A 17,385-nucleotide genomic window follows, 5' to 3' on the forward strand; every position below is an offset into this window, starting at 1 on the left:
ATCCAGCTTTGCTGCTCGAGCAGAGGCGACCTCGCTCGTTCGAACCATTTTCTGAGATTTTTAAGTGGAGCGGCCGCGGCAATCATGCTGCCGGGTTGATCGCGGGCGGCGTCGCGAGGCATGCCTCATCCGGCGTCGGCTCCGCCAAGCTCGAATGGGGCCGTTTCCGGTTGCACAACTGATGGAGTCGGCGGTGGAGCGCCGGGCGTGGCTGACCGGCTCGCAGGCGCGCAAATGAACTGCTTCGTCCTTGATGCTGCGCCAGACCGGCTCGACAAACCCGTCGTCGCGTCAGGCGCCTTTGCCGTCCACGACAAGCGAGCACCGCGCCCCGGCACCGTGTCGGTGAACGCGCCCGGCGAAAGGCTGGCCGAAGCGCGCATAGAACCGTCGGTCGGCAACCGGGGCGACAGCCATGACACCCCCCTGGCGGAAACGATCGACGGCCGGTACAAGGCTGAGCCGATTCATCGCCACATCCGGAAAACACGGGAATCCGTCGAACCGGCAACCCTGGAACGGGTGGCCTCGATTGTCATCGATTGACGGAGCCTCTCGGCCATCTCCCGCCTTCCGCGTGCTCGAAGACGAACCGCCAGGCCAACGGCGCTCGGTTCGACCTCACCGCGGCTTGCCGGATCCGGCTCGCGACAGTATGGATTCGACGCGAGCCCGCCACCTCCTGCGTCGAGTCGCCCGCGGGCTTGACCACCGCCTCGTTGACCTTGTCCTTCACGTTCTCGGCCGCGTCCTTGATTCGATCTTTTTCATGTTTTCCCTCCGATATATGGATGCTGCCAGACGGATGGAATCCCGCCATCACGGGAATGCCCCGCATTCGATACGCCACGCACGATATGCATGCGGCTCGAGTTCTTCCCTGCAGGGCGGCCTTGCCCGCCATCAAGATGACGGACAAGGAAGATCGAACCCATGCGACGTCCGATTCGGGCAGTGCCGGCGACGATGTTGCCGATGATCGGGATGATCATGAAAAAGCCCGCACCCTTGACGCTCTGAGGTTTTCCGACCCGCAAAATCACGAATTTTTCCCAGGCATTGGCAACCCTTACGGACAGCGCGATGGCGATGATGAAAAGCGGGGCGACGAGGCCATGAGTCCTCGTTCGTCGGAACGCGGTGACTGCCTCGCTTGTTGCGCCGGAAAGGTCCGCGGCCGGCCGGCGGTGCGTGCATAGACGGATGACGCGTATGGGCGTGGAAGCGCCGCGCCGCAAGCCGGACACGAGCCGCCGCGACGCGCAGCGCAAGGTCTGACCAGCCGGCCAACTCGCGCGGCCGGCATGATGCGGCGCACGAACCGGCGGCATGCGCCGCGCTCCCCCGTTCGGGCCTCGCGACGAGATCCGTATACTGTGCGCTGGCTCCACTCCGATCCCGCTCGCCCGATCCCCCCGACATGCGCGTTGGCCGCCCCGTTCCCGCCCTGCCTCAACCCGTCTGCGACTATTGCGGCGCGAAAGCGCAACTCGCGCGCTTCGGCGACGCCGCCTATCCGTATCGCGACGAGCACGGCGAGCTGTGGATCTGCCCGCCCTGCGACGCCTGGATCGGCGTGTTCCCGCGCAGCCGCCGCCACGTGCCGCTCGGCCGCCTCGCCAACGCCGAACTGCGGCAGGCGAAGTCGGACCTGCACGCGGCGCTCGAACCGCTCGTCGCCGCCAAGGTGCGCCGCGACGGCTGCAACGCGTTCGAGGCCCGCGCGCGCGGCATCCGCTGGCTCGCCATCCAGCTCGGCCTCGATCCGGCCAGCTCGATCCACAGCTTCGACGCCGGATCCTGCCGCGCGGCGATCGCGCTGGTCGCGGAATTCCTCGCGAACCGGCAACGCGGCGAGACGCCCGATCCGGCAGGCTGACGTACCGCCATCTCGGGCGCCCAGGCAGCCCCCAAAAAGCCGCCGACAATCCCATCTTTCAGGCACGCAGCTTGCTGCATGACGCAGTCGTCGGCGCGCGGCACCGACTCCCGCGGCCCGCCGCGCCTGCCTCGCACCGATCGATCCGGCGTTTTCGATGCATCGCACCATCGTCGCGTCCTCACCGACTTGCCGCTTCGTCGCCGCCGCGACCGCCGCCCGTGCAACCGCATCTTTGCTGCGCGCGGCCGTTTTTTTGCGGGCCGTTTACGCGCATCCGCGTAACGTGGGGGCGTGTTCGTTACCGCGGCTCGCCGCTTCCGTCATGCCCGTCCATCGCACCGCCACCTCGTCCTCCCCGTCCGCCTCCGCCGCGCCGGCCCTGCGCGCGCCGCTCCCGGCCGTCGCCATCGGCCCGACGCGCGCCGCCCGGCCCGCGTCGAAGCCGGCCATGGCCGCCGCCCGCGACGGCGCGCCCCGCGTGCTGCTGCCCGTCACGCTCGAAGGCACCGCCGACTACCTCGGTAGGCAGCGGCGCGCGCTGCTGCGCTCGCCGATCGGCGTCTACGTCTCGCATATCGACGCGCATCGCGACCGGATGGCCGTCTGGTTCGACCTCGCCCGCGCCGATTTGAACTTCGCGATCCACACGCTGCTGACCACGGTGCCCGATGCGACGCTCGGTTGCTTGCGCAAACGCGCGCCTTATTGATGGTGTACGCTGAGCCCATCCGTCGTCCGCTCGCGGCGCGATGCATCGTGTGTCACGCCGTGCCAGCGTAACGGCACACCCCGCGGCCGTCACCGTCGTGCCGGCCCCCGCGTCGCCGGCCGCTCCGCCCGACCCGCCTCATCCGGCCCGCCCGCGCGACGTGTTCCGCGGGCCGGTCGCGCCATCATTCGCCATCGCTATCAGGAGGTATACCTGTGGGCCGTCTCATCGTCGTATCGAACCGCACCACCGATCCGGACAACGAAGCGCCGGGCGGCCTGGCCGTCGCGCTGAACGAGAGTCTGCAGCAGCGCGGCGGCATCTGGTTCGGCTGGAGCGGCAAGCTCACCGAAGCCGACCCGGCAACCCAGGAAGTGCAGACGCGCGAAGTGGGCAACATGCAGCTCGCGACCATCGACATGTCGCAGCGCGACTACGACGCGTTCTACCTCGGCTACTCGAACAACGTACTGTGGCCGGTGTTCCACTACCGGCTCGACCTCGCGAACTTCGACGTGCAGTTCAGCGACGGCTACCGCCGCGTGAACCGCCTGTTCGCGCAGAAGCTGATCCCGCTGCTGCAGCCCGACGACGTGCTGTGGGTCCACGACTATCACCTGATCCCGCTCGCCACCGAGCTGCGCGCGCAAGGCTGCCGCAACCGGATCGGCTTCTTCCTGCACATCCCCGTGCCGCCGCCGCAGATCATGGCCGCGATCCCCGAACACGAATGGCTGATGCGCTCGCTGTTCGCCTACGACCTGGTCGGCTTCCAGGCGCATACCGACGTCACGCACTTCGTACGCTACGCCGAGGCCGAGGCCGATGCGCAGCTGATCGACGGCGAGCGACTGCGCGCGTTCGACCGCACGATCCGCGTCGGCGCGTTCCCGATCGGCATCGACGTGGACGGCTTCTCGCAGATGGCCACCGACGATGACGGCCTGAACGTCTACGAGCAGATGCGCGACGAGTATTCGCGCCGCAAGCTGCTGCTCGGCGTGGACCGGCTCGACTATTCGAAGGGGCTGCCGCAGCGCGTGCAGGCGTTCCGCGAGATGCTCGACCGCTACCCCGAGATGCGCCAGAGCGCGACGCTGATCCAGATCGCCGCGCCGAGCCGCGAGGACGTGGACGCCTACGACCAGCTGCGTCAGGAAATGGATTCGCTGTGCGGCTCCGTGAACGGCGACTACGGCGAGCTGGACTGGATGCCGGTGCGCTACATCCACCGCAGCCTCGATCGCACCTCGCTGCCGGGCCTCTACCGCGCGAGCCGCGTCGCGCTCGTCACGCCGCTGCGCGACGGCATGAACCTGGTGGCCAAGGAGTTCATCGCCGCGCAGGACGCGAAGGACCCGGGCGTGCTGGTGCTGTCGCGCTTCGCCGGCGCCGCCGAGCAGCTGACCGACGCGCTGCTCGTGAACCCCTACGACATCCAGGGCACCGCGCGCGCCATCCACGCCGCGCTGACGATGCCGCTCGACGAGCGCGTGCGGCGCCACACGGCGCTGCTCGAGGAGATCCGCAAGCACGACGTGCATTGGTGGAGCAACGGCTTCCTCGACGCGCTCGACGACGCGCCGATCCCGCCGACGCGGCGGCCGGCGGGGCTGGTTTGACGGCGTAACGACGCCGCGATCAGGCGCGGCGGCGAGTGGCCGCCGTGCGGGTCGCGGCTCCCTCCGGAGCCGGTTTGCCCGTGCCTGTTCCGTGTCGCTCGCGGGGCCGGGTGCGCGTTCTCCTTGCCTCCCCTGTCGCGCCCGCGTCGCGTCCGCGCCTCTCGTTTCCTCCCCCGCTTTCGTTGCGCTTGCCTCGCCCGCCGTCGGTCCGCTGGTGTAGCGGCCGGGAGCGCATGGCCTGGTTCGCCCTGCGTGGCGCGGCCGGATGACCGCCGATCGTGCCTGCCGCATTGCATCGCATTGCATCGCATCGGCGAGCGCGGCCTGCGATCGACGGCTCCGTTATCGGCAACATCCGCGCATCGGACCGTTACGGGGTCGTCATGCGTGTTACGTAGCACGGCCGGAACATCGGGCCGCCGCCGTTGACGATTTGCCATGGAATCCGCATCTTTCACCGGATATCACGTCTCGGAAAGCAGGAAATTCGACAAATCGCGGCATCCTTGACGCGTGATCAGCATGGCTCGACTTTTGCAGCTTGTCCCTCGGGAAAATCTCTTTTCTGCGAGGACGCCATGCACACGCTACTCAACAAAACCGCGATCGCAGTCGGCATATCGTCGATGCTCGCCCTGCAAGGCTGCGGCGGCAGCGACGCGCTGACGACGCCGAGCGGCGGCAACCTCGGCGTGCAGTCGACGTCGGGATCCACCTCGGGCACGACTTCCGGCACGACGTCGGGCGGAACTTCGGGCGGAACTTCAGGCGGGTCGTCGGGAGGGTCGTCAGGCACTTCCGGCACCTCTGGTACTTCCGGTACTTCGGGCACCTCCGGTACTTCCGGTACTTCCGGTACTTCCGGTACTTCCGGTACTTCCGGTACTTCCGGTACTTCCGGTACTTCCGGTACTTCCGGTACTTCCGGTACTTCCGGTACTTCCGGTACTTCCGGTACTTCCGGTACTTCCGGCACGTCGGGCACCTCCGGTACTTCGGGCACGTCTGGCACCTCCGGCACATCGGGAACTTCCGGTACCTCGGGCACTTCCGGCACCTCGGGCACCTCGGGCACCTCGGGCACCTCGGGCACCTCGGGCACCTCGGGCACCTCGGGCACCTCGGGCACCTCGGGCACCTCGGGCACCTCGGGTACCTCGGGCACCTCGGGCACCTCGGGCACCTCGGGTACCTCGGGTACCTCGGGTACCTCCGGGACTTCAGGCACCTCCGGTACTTCGGGCACGTCGGGCACGTCGGGCACTTCCGGCACCTCGGGTACTTCCGGTACTTCGGGTACTTCCGGTACTTCGGGCACCTCCGGTACTTCGGGCACGTCTGGCACGTCTGGCACGTCTGGCACCTCCGGCACGTCGGGCACCTCGGGTACCTCCGGGACTTCAGGCACCTCGGGTACTTCAGGCACCTCCGGCACCGCCAGCAACCCGCTCGGCACGCTCGTCACCCAGCTCGGCAACGTCGTCACCGCGACCGGCCAGACCGTCGTCGACGGCGGCCAGGCCGTGGAAGCCAGCTCGCTGCCGCTCGCCGCCGGCACGACGGCCAACGTCGGCAGCGCCGTGTCGAGCCTCGGCAGCGGCGTCGTCTCGCTCGGCAACGGGCTCGCGGCCGGCCTCGGCCAGATCGGCACGTCGGCGAACCCGCTCGGCCCGACGCTGGGCTCGGCCGCCAACCTCGTGTCGGACGCCGCGACCGCGGTCCAGTCGCTCGGCAACGGGGTGGCCCAGCTCGGCGGCGGCCCGCTCGCGCCGCTCGCGCCCGTCACGCAAACGCTCGGCTCGGTCGTCAGCTCGGTGGGCAGCGTGGTCGGCAGCGTCGGCACCGGCCTCGGCACCACGCTTTCGAGCACGCCGGTGCAACAGATCGAGACGCAGGTCAGCTCGCTGATCAACCCGATCACCAACGCCGTCTCCAGCGTGACCCAGACGGTGGGCACGGCCACCGGCCTTGGCGCCCCCGTCAACAGCCTGCTCGGCACGCTCGGCGCGGGCCTCGGCAGCGCCGGCACGGCGGTGGCCAGCGCCAGCGACAACCCGGTCGGCAAGGATCTCGGCAACGTGGTCACGCAGCTCGGCAACACGGTTACCAACACGGGCGGCCTGCTGACGGGCTCGACCACCAATCCGCTCTCGCCGCTGCTGAACCTGACCGGCTCGCTCGGCCTGAACCTCGGCCTCGGCGCCACGATCGGCGGCAGCAGCAGCGGCACCAGCGGCAGCAGTTCGTCGGGCTCGACCTCGGGCGCGGTCCCGGTGGCCGGCCTCGGCGCCCTGCTCACGCCGGTCACGAACCTGCTCGGCGGCCTGTCGGGCAGCGCCGGCGGCTCGGCCAGCGGCGGCGCGTCGGCGGGCCTCGGCGGCCTGCTCTCGCCGGTCACGAACCTGGTCGGCTCGCTGACAGGCGGCGTGCAGGGCTCGCTCGGCGGCACCAGCGGCGCGGCGGCCGGCGTGGGCGGCACGCTGACGGGCGCCGTCACGGGCGCGGCCGGTACCGTTGCGGGCGCAACCGGTTCGGCCACCACCACGGCCACCGGTGCGGTGACAGGCACGGCCGCCGGCGCCACCGGCACGCTGGCCGGCACCACCACGGCCTCGGGCAGTGCCTCCACGGGCCTGCTCTCGCCGGTGACGAACCTGGTGGGCGGCCTGCTCGGCGGACTCGGCGGCAAGAAGTAGCGCAACCGCCGCGCGGCACCCGGCGGCCGGACACCTACACCAACAGCCCGGCCGCCGCATCGCAAGATGTCATATCACGAGGCATGACATGAACTCCACCATCGACGGCGTCGCCGACGCCCGGGCCCGGCCGCCCCGTTCCGCCACCCCGTTCGGCGTCGGCCTGGCCGGCATCGCCGCCGCGCTCGCCACGCTCTGGTTCTCGCGCGACGGCACCTTGCTGAGCGGCGCCGGCCGCGGCTTCGCCGCCTGCTTCGCGATCATCGCCGTCGTCGCCGCCTATGAGCTGTTCGTCGCGCGCGCGTATCTGCGCCCGAGCGCCGGCATCGCCGACGACGCGCTGCGCCCGCTCAGCTTCGCGCGCGTCGCGCTGCGGCTGGCGGCACTCGGCTCGATCTATGCCGGCATCGCGTTCATCTACTGGCTGCTGCCCGAGTATCACGGCGATTTCTACCGGCCGTTCTGGCAGCTCTGCGCGATGCTCGCGCCGTACTTCGCGGTGGCCACGCCGCTTTATTTCGCGTGGATGGACACGCGCCAGCGCGAGGTCGACGACGCCTACCTGGCGTGGGCGCGCTTCGTGTTCCGCCAGCAGCGCCCGGACAGCTGGGCGCCGGTGCGCGAGCTGCTGGCGGGCTGGGCCGTGAAGGCGTTCTTCCTGCCGCTGATGTTCGTCTACGTCTCGACCAACGCCGACCACCTGAGCGCCTCGCTGCTGGCGATGCAGGCCGCGCCGCAATCGCTCGCCACGTTCCGCTTCCTCTACGAGCTGGCGTTCACGATGGACCTGCTGTTCGGCTCGGTGGGCTATCTCTGCACGTTCCGGATCCTCGACAGCCACGTGCGCACCGTGGAGCCGACCACGCTCGGCTGGCTCGTCGCGCTGCTCTGCTACCAGCCGTTCTGGTCGCTGATGTCGGATCACTACATCCGCTACGAAGGCACGCTGTTCTGGGACAACTGGCTCGCCCACGTCCCGGCGATCCAGTTCGCGTGGGGCGCGGTGATCATCGCGCTGGTGCTCTGCTACGCGATGTCGACGATCTCGTTCGGGCTGCGGTTCTCGAACCTGACGAACCGCGGCATCATCACGTCCGGTCCGTACCGCTTCACGAAGCACCCCGCCTACCTGACCAAGAACCTCTCGTACTGGATGATCTCGGTGCCGTTCGTCGGCGCGCTCGGCTGGCAGGTGGCGGTGGCGCACTGCGCGGCGCTGCTCGCCGTGAACGGCATCTACTTCCTGCGCGCGAAGACCGAGGAGCGCCACCTGATGCGCGACCCCGACTATCGCGCCTACGCCGACTGGATCGCGCAGCACGGGTTGCTCGCGCGCCTGCGGCGGCTGGGCGGCTGACCGGCCGCTCACGCGACGGCCCGCTCCGCGCGGGCCGTCGATCCGCGGGCGGCCGCCCGCGTTTTCCTCCCCCATTCACGGCGCGGCGCGCCACCCCGCCGCCGCGTCGACGCGCCTCGCTTCGCGCGACCGCCTCCGTCCGCTCCCCGTCCGGTTTCCTCATCATTGACTGATGTAAATCAATTGCGACATCAATCAATCTCGAATTTCGCTTCTTCATCCGCGACGCATTTCATCAAGTCCTCACCCCTCGAAAAATCGAATAAAAATCCGCACGCCAATTCATTCATCGGCATGTCGCCATATACAAAAAAACATGTCGAAACACGCTCGCGGCGTCACGCCAATTTCACGGATTGTCTATCTATCCCGGCACAATCTGGCGAATTGATCAAACTTTGATATATCTCCCGTCTTGTTGCGGAGCACAACGCCGAGCCGTCGGCGCTCGTTATATCGTCGAATTCGCATTAACCGAAACCAACAAGCGAAGTCTGGCAAACGTACCCGCATACGAGGTTTTCATGAGTCATTTCGTCGATCGCCTGCGGTATTTCACCGCAACTCGACAACCGTTCTCCCAGGGCCACGGCACATCGACCGACGAGGACCGGACCTGGGAGGACGGCTACCGCAAGCGCTGGCAGCACGACCGGATCGTCCGCTCGACGCACGGCGTGAACTGCACCGGCTCCTGTTCGTGGAAGGTCTACGTGAAGGGCGGCATCGTGACCTGGGAAACCCAGCAGACCGACTACCCGCGCACGCGTCCCGACATGCCGAACCACGAGCCGCGCGGCTGCGCGCGCGGCGCCTCCTACTCCTGGTATCTCTACAGCGCGAATCGCCTCAAGTACCCGCTGGTGCGCGGCGTGCTCATGAAGCTGTGGCGCGAGAAGCGCGCGACGCTCGCGCCCGTCGAGGCATGGCGCGCGATCGTCGAGGACCCGCAGGCGCGGCGCGCCTACCAGGCCCGCCGCGGGCTCGGCGGCTTCGTGCGCGCGGGCTGGAGCGAGATCGAGGAACTCGTCGCGGCCGCCAACGTCGACACGGCGAGCCGCCACGGCCCCGACCGCATCGCCGGCTTCTCGCCGATCCCGGCGATGTCGATGGTGTCGTACGCGGCCGGTTCGCGCTACCTGTCGCTGCTGGGCGGCGTGTGCCTGAGCTTCTACGACTGGTATTGCGACCTGCCGCCCGCCTCGCCGCAAACCTGGGGCGAGCAGACCGACGTGCCCGAATCGGCCGACTGGTACAACTCGACGTTCATCGTGATGTGGGGCTCCAACGTCCCGCAGACGCGCACGCCCGACGCGCACTTCCTGGTCGAGGCGCGCTATCGCGGCACCCAGGTCGTGTCGATCTTCCCCGACTACGCGGAAGGCGCGAAATTCGGCGATCTCTGGCTGCACCCGAAGCAGGGCACCGACGCGGCGCTCGCGCTCGCGATGGGCCACGTGATCCTCAAGGAATTCCACCTCGCCGGTCGCAGCGCCTATTTCCTCGACTACTGCCGGCGCTTCACCGACATGCCGTGCCTGGTGCGGCTGGTGCCGCATCGCGACGGCGGCTACGTGCCGGAGCGGCTCGCGCGCGCGAGCGACTTCGACGGCGCGCTCGGCGAGGCCGACCGCGCCGACTGGAAGTGCGTGATGATCGACGAGGCGAGCGGCGATTTCGTCGTGCCGAACGGCTCGATCGGCTTTCGCTGGGCCAGGGACGGCGAGGCCGACCGCGGCAAGTGGAACCTGCGCGAGCAAACCTCCGGCGGCGCCGCGTTCGCGCCGCGGCTGTCCTGCACGATCGACCACGACGACGTGGTGGACGTGCTGTTCCCCTACTTCGCCAACCAGCCGCACGCGCATTTCGCCCCCACCTCGCACGGCTCCACGCTGTCGCGCCGGATCGGCGCGCGGCGCGTGGCGACACCCGACGGCGAGATGCTCGTGACCACCGTCTACGACCTGTTCGTCGCCAACTACGGGCTCGACCAGGGCCTCGGCGGCCGCGACGTGGCCGCCAGCTACGACGACGACCTGCCCTACACGCCGGCCTGGCAGGAAGCGATCACCGGCGTGCGGCGCGAGGATGCGATCGCGGTGGCCCGGCAGTTCGCCGCGAACGCGCACCAGACCGAAGGCAAGTCGATGGTGATCGTCGGCGCGGGGCTCAACCACTGGTTCCACATGGACATGTCGTACCGCGCGATCATCAACATGCTGGTGATGTGCGGCTGCATCGGCAAGTCGGGCGGGGGCTGGTCGCACTACGTCGGGCAGGAGAAGCTGCGGCCGCAGACCGGCTGGACCGCGCTAGCGTTCGCGCTCGACTGGTCGCGCCCGCCGCGCCAGATGAACGCCACCTCGTTCTTCTACGCGCACACCGATCAATGGCGCTACGACACCATGGACCCGCGCGCGCTGCTTTCGCCGCTGGTCGAGCGCGACGGCTTCGATGCCACGCCGATCGACTACAACGTGCGCGCCGAACGGATGGGCTGGCTGCCGTCGGCGCCGCAGCTCGCGGCCAACCCGCTGCACGTGGGCGCCACGCTCGGCGATGCGGCCCAGGCCGGCGCCGAACTCGCGCGGCAGCTCGCGGCGGGCACGCAGCGGCTCGCCTGCGAGGATCCCGACGCGCCCGCCAGCTTCCCGCGCAACCTGTTCGTCTGGCGCTCGAACCTGCTCGGCTCGGCCGGCAAGGGCCACGAGTATTTCCTCAAGCACCTGCTCGGCACCACGCACGGCGTGCAGGGCGAGGACCTCGGCGCGACGGGCGGCACACGCCCGGGCGAGGTGAAGTGGCACGACGAGGCGCCGCGCGGCAAGCTCGACCTGCTCGTCACGCTCGACTTCCGGATGTCCACCACCTGCCTCTACTCGGATGTCGTGCTGCCCACCGCGACCTGGTACGAGAAGGACGACATGAACACGTCCGACATGCATCCGTTCATCCATCCGCTGTCGGCGGCCGTCGATCCGGCCTGGCAGGCCCGCAGCGACTGGGAGATCTTCAAGGGCATCGCGCGGCGCTTCTCCGAACTCTGCGAAGGCCACCTCGGCGTGGAGCGCGACGTGGTGCTCGCGCCGATCGCACACGATTCGCCGGGCGAGCTCGCGCAGCCGCACGACGTGCGCGACTGGAAGCGCGGCGAATGCGAACCGGTGCCGGGCCGCACGATGCCGGCCGTGACGGTGGTCGAACGCGACTATCCGGCCACGTTCCGGCGCTTCACCTCGCTCGGCCCGCTGATGGACCGGCTCGGCAACGGCGGCAAGGGCATCGGCTGGGACACGCGAGACGAGGTCGCGCTGCTCGGCGAACTGAACCGGCGCACCGCCGCCGCGCCGACGGCTTCCGCCACGGCCGCCGACGCCGACGCCGCGCGCGGCCGGCCGCGCATCGACACTGCGATCGACGCGGCCGAGGTGATCCTCTCGCTCGCGCCGGAAACCAACGGCGAAGTCGCGATGAAGGCATGGCGCGCGCTGTCGGCCGTCACCGGCATCGACCACACGCACCTGGCCGTCGCGCGCGCCGACGAGAAGATCCGCTTCCGCGATATCCAGGCGCAGCCGCGCAAGATCATCTCGTCGCCGACCTGGAGCGGGATCGAATCGGAACACGTCTCGTACAACGCCGGCTACACCAACGTCCACGAACTGATTCCGTGGCGCACGCTGTCGGGCCGCCAGCAGCTCTACCAGGATCACGCCTGGATGCGCGCGTTCGGCGAATCACTGTGCGTCTACAAGCCGCCCGTCGACACGCGCAGCTACCAGGACCTGCTCGGCACGCGCCCAAACGGCAACCCCGAGCGCGCGCTGAACTTCCTCACGCCGCACCAGAAGTGGGGCATTCACAGCACCTACACCGACAACCTGCTGATGCTGACGCTCTCGCGCGGCGGCCCGATCGTCTGGATCTCGGAGGACGACGCGCGCGCGCTCGGCGTGGCCGACAACGACTGGATCGAGTGCTTCAACACCAACGGCGCGCTGTGCGCGCGGGCCGTGGTGAGCCAGCGCGTGCCGGCCGGCATGGCGATGATGTACCACGCGCAGGAGAAGATCGTGAACGTGCCGGGCTCGGAGATCACCGGCACGCGCGGCGGCATCCACAACTCGGTCACGCGCGTCGCGCTGAAGCCGACCCACATGATCGGCGGCTACGCGCAGCTCTCGTATGGCTTCAACTACTACGGGACCGTCGGCTCGAACCGCGACGAATTCCTGATCGTGCGCAAGATGAATCGTATCGACTGGCTCGATGGCGAAACCGCCACGGCCGACCTGCCTGCCGGAGAAACGCGATGAAAGTCCGTGCCCAGATCGCGATGGTGCTGAACCTCGACAAATGCATCGGCTGCCACACCTGCTCGGTCACCTGCAAGAACGTCTGGACGAGCCGCGAAGGCGTGGAGTACGCCTGGTTCAACAACGTCGAGTCCAAGCCCGGCGTCGGCTATCCGGACGAATGGGAGAACCAGCGGCGCTGGCACGGCGGCTGGCAGCGTCACGCCGACGGCCGCATCACGCCGCGCGGCGGCAACCGGCTGCGCGTGCTCGCGAAGATCTTCGCGAACCCCGACCTGCCCGAGCTCGACGACTACTACGAGCCGTTCACGTTCGACTACGCGCACCTGCACGACGCCGGCCCCACCAGCGCGCCGCCGGTGGCGCGGCCGCGCTCGCTCGTGAGCGGCCGGCGGCTCGAGAAGATCGAGGGCGGCCCGAACTGGGAGGAGATCCTCGGCGGCGAGTTCGAGAAGCGCGCCCGCGACGCGAACTTCGAGGCCGTGCAGAAGGAGATCTACGGCCAGTTCGAGAACACCTTCATGATGTACCTGCCGCGGCTTTGCGAGCACTGCCTGAACCCGGCCTGCGTCGCGTCGTGCCCGTCGGGCTCGATCTACAAGCGCGAGGAGGACGGCGTGGTGCTGATCGACCAGGACAAGTGCCGCGGCTGGCGCATGTGCGTGTCGGGCTGCCCGTACAAGAAGATCTACTACAACTGGAAGAGCGGCAAGGCCGAGAAGTGCATCTTCTGCTATCCGCGCATCGAGGCCGGCGAGCCGACCGTCTGCTCGGAAACCTGCGTGGGCCGCATCCGCTACCTCGGCGTGCTGCTCTACGACGCCGACCGGATCGGCGAGGCCGCCGCCGTCGAGCACGAAACCGATCTCTACGAGGCGCAGCTCTCGGTGTTCCTCGATCCGCACGATCCGCTCGTGATCGCGCAGGCCGAGCGCGACGGCGTGCCGGCCGCCTGGCTCGACGCGGCGCGCCGCTCGCCCGTCCACCGGATGGCGATCGACTGGAAGATCGCGTTCCCGCTGCACCCGGAATACCGCACGCTGCCGATGGTCTGGTACGTGCCGCCGCTCTCGCCGATCAACGCGGCCGCCAGCGGCGGCACGCTCGGCATGCACGGCCTGCTGCCCGACGTCGGCGCGCTGCGCATTCCGCTGCGCTATCTGGCGAACCTGCTGACGGCCGGCGACGAGGCGCCGGTGAAGCTCGCGCTCGAACGGCTGCTGGCGATGCGCGGCTTCATGCGCGCGCGCCACGTGGACGGCGCGAGCGACGCCGACGCGCGCGCCGTGCTCGACCAGGCCGGCCTGTCGGTCGCGCAGGTCGAGGAGATGTACCGCTACCTCGCGATCGCCAACCACGAGGATCGCTTCGTGATCCCGAGCAGCCACCGCGAATACGCGGAGGACACCTTCGACCTGCGGGCCGCCTGCGGCTTCTCGTTCGGCAACGGCTGCTCGGACGGGCGCTCCGGCACCGGCCTGTTCGGCTCGGCGAAGCCGCGCCAGACGATCCCGATCCGCGAGGTGACGCCATGAACCCGCTGCCTTCCAGCGCCGGGCGTTCCAGCGCGGAGCCTGCCGTCGCCGTGCCGTCCATCACCTACGCGGCGCTGTCGATGCTGCTCGACTATCCCGACGCGGCGCTGCTCGACGCGCTCGATTCGATCGACGCCTGCCTGCGCGAGCAGTTGGGCGCGCTACCGGCCACGGCCGCCAGCCTGGCCGGCCTCGCGCGCTTTCACGCCTATCTGCGCGGCCACGACCTGCTGACGCTGCAGGAGAACCACGTCGGCCTGTTCGATCACGGGCGCGCCACCTCGCTGCATCTGTTCGAGCACGTCCACGGCGAATCGCGCGACCGCGGCCAGGCGATGGTGGACCTGCTGCAGACCTACGAGCGCCACGGGCTGTCGCTGAACCCCGGCGAACTGCCCGACTACCTGCCGGTGTTCCTCGAATATCTGTCGCGGCTGCCGGCGCCGGAGGCGGCCGCGCTGCTCGGCGAGACCGCCGCGATCCTGCTCGCGCTGGCGCGGCAGCTGGCCAGGCGCGGCAGCCATTACGGCTTCGTGCTCGGCGCGCTGCTGCCGCTGGCCGGCATCGCGCCCGGGCAGGTGCCGCCCGCGCCGGACGCGCCCGTGGACGACGCGGCGGCCCCGCCAACGCCGGCCGATCTGCACGAACTCGATGCGTCCCATGCCGACGCGCCGGTGCGCTTCGGCGGCGCGGGAGCCGCGGCGCCGAAGCCGGCACCCGGCGGCGAACCCACCTCGGGACCGTGCGCCGCCGAACCCGACACGCAGCCGATCCATTTCCACGCCCGGCGGCCGGCCGCCGGCCACGACCCGATCCGATCCTCCTCGAGGGGACAATCATGAGCGCCTATTCGACCTACTTCCTGTTCGGCATCTATCCGTATCTCTGCCTCGCGGTGCTGCTCGTCGGCAGCCTGATCCGCTTCGATCGCGACCAGTACACCTGGAAGAGCGACTCGTCGCAGTTGCTGCGGCGCGGCGCGCTGCGGGTGGGCAGCAACCTGTTTCACTGGGGCGTGCTGGTGGTGGTGGTCGGGCATTTCGCCGGCTTCCTGATGCCGCACTGGCTCGTCTCGCCGTTCCTGTCGGCCTCGCAGCACCAGCTGATCGCGATGGTGGGCGGCGGCACGGCCGGCCTCGCCGCGTTCGTCGGCATCACGATCCTGATCGCGCGCCGGCTCGGCGACGCCCGCGTGCGCCACCACAGCCGCCATCGCGACGTCCTGATCGTGCTGATGCTGTGGGCGCAGCTCGCGCTCGGGCTCGGCACGGTGGTACTGTCGACGCGCCACATGGACGGCGCGATGTTCGTCCAGCTGACCGACTACGTGAAGGGCATCGTCACGTTTCGCCCCGACGCCGCGAACCTGCTCGCCGGCGTGCCGCTCACCTACCGGCTCCACATCCTGCTCGGCTTCACGATCTTCCTGGTTTCGCCGTTCACGCGGATGGTCCACATCTGGAGCGGCATCGCCTCGCTCGGCTACCTGCTGCGCCCCTACCAGCTCGTGCGCAAGCGCTGAGCACGGGCATGCGCGTCCGGCCCCGGTTCGCTCCCGGCGCGTGCGCGGCGGCCCGCCCGCGGCCTCGCGGCCGGCGCGGGCCACCGTTGCTGGCGGTGCAGGCGGTGCGGCGCCGCGATCGTCGCGCCGGCCGAATCCACCTCGACCGAATCCGCAGTACCCGAATCCACGCCGGCCGCCGCGCCGCGAATACGTCGCGGGCGCGGCGGCGGCCTGGCGAACCTCGCCTCAACCACACGGAGTGTCGTGTATGACTCGTCAACTCAACGCCGGCTCGTCCCCGGATGCGCAGACGATCCCGCTGCGCGCATGGTCGGTGCTCTTCGCGAGCACGCTCGCGTTCATGGTCTGCTTCGTCGTCTGGATGATGTTCGGCGTGCTCGGCGTGCAGCTGCGCGCCGACCTCGCCCTCAACAACTTCGAATTCGGCCTGCTGACCGCCACGCCGGTGCTGACGGGCGCGGTGATGCGCCTGCCGCTCGGCATCTGGACCGACCGCTTCGGCGGGCGCGTGGTGATGACCACGCTGCTGGTGGTGTGCGCGGTGCCGGTGTACGGCATCAGCTATGCGACGCAGCTCTGGCAGTTCCTCGTGATCGGCCTGTTCCTCGGCTGCGTGGGCGCCTCGTTCGCGGTCGGCACGCCCTACGTGGCGCGCTTCTTCCCGCCCAAGCGGCGCGGCTTCGCGATGGGTTTCTTCGGCGCGGGCACGGTGGGCGCGGCCGTCAACCTGTTCGTCACGCCGTCGCTCGAGGCGGCCTACGGCTGGCGCTTCGTGCCGCGCGCCTATGCGGTGGCGCTGCTCGTCACGGCGGTGATCTTCTGGTTCGCCGCGGCGCGCGACCCGGGCGCGGGCGCGAAGGGCGGCTCGCTCGTCGCCTCGTTCCGCACGCTGCGCGACCCGCGCGTCTGGCGGCTCTGCCAGTACTACTCGGTCACGTTCGGCGGCTTCACGGCGCTCTCGCTCTGGATTCCGCAGTACCTGACGCGCGAATACGGCATCTCGCTGGTGGCCGCCTCGGCCTTCGCGGCCGGCTTCTCGCTGCCGGGCTCGGTGCTGCGCGCGCTCGGCGGCGCGCTGTCGGACCGCTTCGGCGCCCACTCGGTGACCTGGCGCGGCCTGTGGATCGCCTGGGTCTGCCTGTTCCTGCTGTCGTATCCGGCCACCGATCTCGTGATCCACACCATCGACGGCACCGCGCAGCTGCGCATCGCCATGCCGCTCGCCGGCTTCGTCGCGCTGACCTTCGTGCTCGGCGTGGTGTTCGCGTTCGGCATGGCCTCCACGTTCAAGTACGTCGCCGACGATTTCCCCGACAGCATGGGCGTGGTGACCGGCATCGTCGGGCTGGCGGGCGGCCTCGGCGGCTTCCTGCTGCCGGTGCTGTGGGGCGCGCTGCTCGAGTTCATCCCCGTGCGTACCACCTGCTTCATGCTGCTCTACGGCATCGTATGGGTGTCGCTGATCCTGCTCTACGTGTCCGGCGTGCGACGCATCCCGCTGACCGGCGCGGCGCAGCCCACGGGCGGCGAGGCGCGCTGAGCCCGTTCGCGACGCGGCCCGCCGGCGCGGGATCGCGCGGGCGGGCCGATGGCCAGCTAGCCGACAGTGGCGGACCGGTGCTTGCGGACCGGTGAACGTGGCCGGTGAACGTGGCCCGTTGAATGCGGCCCGCTGGATGCGACTCGCCAGGTACGGGCCGATGGATATGGCCCGGCAAGCGCGGCCCGCCGAACGCGGCCGGC

10 protein-coding genes and 2 pseudogenes are annotated in these 17,385 nt (G+C 69.5%); 11 read left to right on the forward strand and 1 reads right to left on the reverse strand.

Going from position 1 to position 17,385, the window contains the following annotated elements; translation table 11 throughout:
* Positions 1-360: 360 nt before the first annotated feature.
* Positions 361-575 (forward strand): annotated as a pseudogene (locus tag bpln_RS36350) (IS3 family transposase); the annotation flags it as partial.
* A 384-nt stretch (positions 576-959) separates the two neighbouring features.
* Here the strand turns inward: bpln_RS36350 and bpln_RS34710 are convergent.
* A pseudogene (locus bpln_RS34710) lies at positions 960-1,112 on the reverse strand (slipin family protein); the annotation flags it as partial.
* A 308-nt stretch (positions 1,113-1,420) separates the two neighbouring features.
* Between bpln_RS34710 and bpln_RS29530 the strand changes: the two are divergent.
* From bpln_RS29530 to bpln_RS29575, 10 genes are all read left to right on the forward strand, one after another.
* On the forward strand, positions 1,421-1,879 hold the full coding sequence (locus bpln_RS29530; RefSeq protein WP_055140811.1) for a zinc-finger-containing protein: 459 nt from the start codon (positions 1,421-1,423) through the stop codon (positions 1,877-1,879).
* A 157-nt stretch (positions 1,880-2,036) separates the two neighbouring features.
* Positions 2,037-2,591: a hypothetical protein gene (locus bpln_RS29535; protein WP_244132109.1), complete on the forward strand. Its 555-nt coding sequence runs from the start codon at positions 2,037-2,039 to the stop codon at positions 2,589-2,591.
* A gap of 215 nt (positions 2,592-2,806) precedes the next feature.
* Complete coding sequence (gene otsA / locus bpln_RS29540; RefSeq protein ID WP_042628675.1) at positions 2,807-4,213, forward strand: alpha,alpha-trehalose-phosphate synthase (UDP-forming); 1,407 nt, start codon at positions 2,807-2,809, stop codon at positions 4,211-4,213.
* 578 nt (positions 4,214-4,791) lie between these two features.
* Positions 4,792-6,909, forward strand: coding sequence for a collagen-like triple helix repeat-containing protein (locus bpln_RS38505; protein ID WP_082465482.1), 2,118 nt, complete (start codon positions 4,792-4,794; stop codon positions 6,907-6,909).
* Between the two features lie 88 nt (positions 6,910-6,997).
* Positions 6,998-8,266: an isoprenylcysteine carboxylmethyltransferase family protein gene (locus tag bpln_RS29550; protein WP_055140813.1), complete on the forward strand. Its 1,269-nt coding sequence runs from the start codon at positions 6,998-7,000 to the stop codon at positions 8,264-8,266.
* Between the two features lie 524 nt (positions 8,267-8,790).
* Positions 8,791-12,582: a nitrate reductase subunit alpha gene (locus tag bpln_RS29555; RefSeq protein WP_055140814.1), complete on the forward strand. Its 3,792-nt coding sequence runs from the start codon at positions 8,791-8,793 to the stop codon at positions 12,580-12,582.
* Positions 12,579-14,117: a nitrate reductase subunit beta gene (narH, locus tag bpln_RS29560; RefSeq protein WP_042628678.1), complete on the forward strand. Its 1,539-nt coding sequence runs from the start codon at positions 12,579-12,581 to the stop codon at positions 14,115-14,117. Before bpln_RS29555 ends, narH begins: the two co-directional genes overlap by 4 nt.
* 80 nt (positions 14,118-14,197) lie before the next feature.
* Positions 14,198-14,959 (forward strand): nitrate reductase molybdenum cofactor assembly chaperone, encoded by a 762-nt coding sequence (gene narJ / locus bpln_RS29565; RefSeq protein WP_055141269.1) that lies wholly within the window; start codon positions 14,198-14,200, stop codon positions 14,957-14,959.
* On the forward strand, positions 14,956-15,639 hold the full coding sequence (gene narI, locus bpln_RS29570; RefSeq protein WP_055140815.1) for a respiratory nitrate reductase subunit gamma: 684 nt from the start codon (positions 14,956-14,958) through the stop codon (positions 15,637-15,639). The genes narJ and narI overlap by 4 nt, the downstream gene beginning before the upstream one ends.
* Positions 15,640-15,889: 250 nt before the next feature.
* A complete protein-coding gene (locus bpln_RS29575) occupies positions 15,890-17,182 on the forward strand; it encodes an MFS transporter (RefSeq protein WP_055140816.1) in 1,293 nt (430 codons plus the stop codon).
* Positions 17,183-17,385: the final 203 nt, after the last annotated feature.

Origin of the sequence: Burkholderia plantarii, from assembly GCF_001411805.1 — a bacterium.
GTDB classification, from domain to species: domain Bacteria; phylum Pseudomonadota; class Gammaproteobacteria; order Burkholderiales; family Burkholderiaceae; genus Burkholderia; species Burkholderia plantarii.

Excerpts from the sequence above, each read along its gene's own strand:
- bpln_RS29530 (WP_055140811.1), top strand. The coding sequence starts at position 1,421 with ATGCGCGTTGGCCGCCCCGTTCCCGCCCTGCCTCAACCCGTCTGCGAC.
- bpln_RS29535 (WP_244132109.1), top strand. The coding sequence starts at position 2,037 with ATGCATCGCACCATCGTCGCGTCCTCACCGACTTGCCGCTTCGTCGCC.
- bpln_RS38505 (WP_082465482.1), top strand. The coding sequence starts at position 4,792 with ATGCACACGCTACTCAACAAAACCGCGATCGCAGTCGGCATATCGTCG.
- bpln_RS29550 (WP_055140813.1), top strand. The coding sequence starts at position 6,998 with ATGAACTCCACCATCGACGGCGTCGCCGACGCCCGGGCCCGGCCGCCC.
- bpln_RS29555 (WP_055140814.1), top strand. The coding sequence starts at position 8,791 with ATGAGTCATTTCGTCGATCGCCTGCGGTATTTCACCGCAACTCGACAA.
- narH (WP_042628678.1), top strand. The coding sequence starts at position 12,579 with ATGAAAGTCCGTGCCCAGATCGCGATGGTGCTGAACCTCGACAAATGC.
- narJ (WP_055141269.1), top strand. The coding sequence starts at position 14,198 with ATGCTGCTCGACTATCCCGACGCGGCGCTGCTCGACGCGCTCGATTCG.
- narI (WP_055140815.1), top strand. The coding sequence starts at position 14,956 with ATGAGCGCCTATTCGACCTACTTCCTGTTCGGCATCTATCCGTATCTC.
- bpln_RS29575 (WP_055140816.1), top strand. The coding sequence starts at position 15,890 with ATGACTCGTCAACTCAACGCCGGCTCGTCCCCGGATGCGCAGACGATC.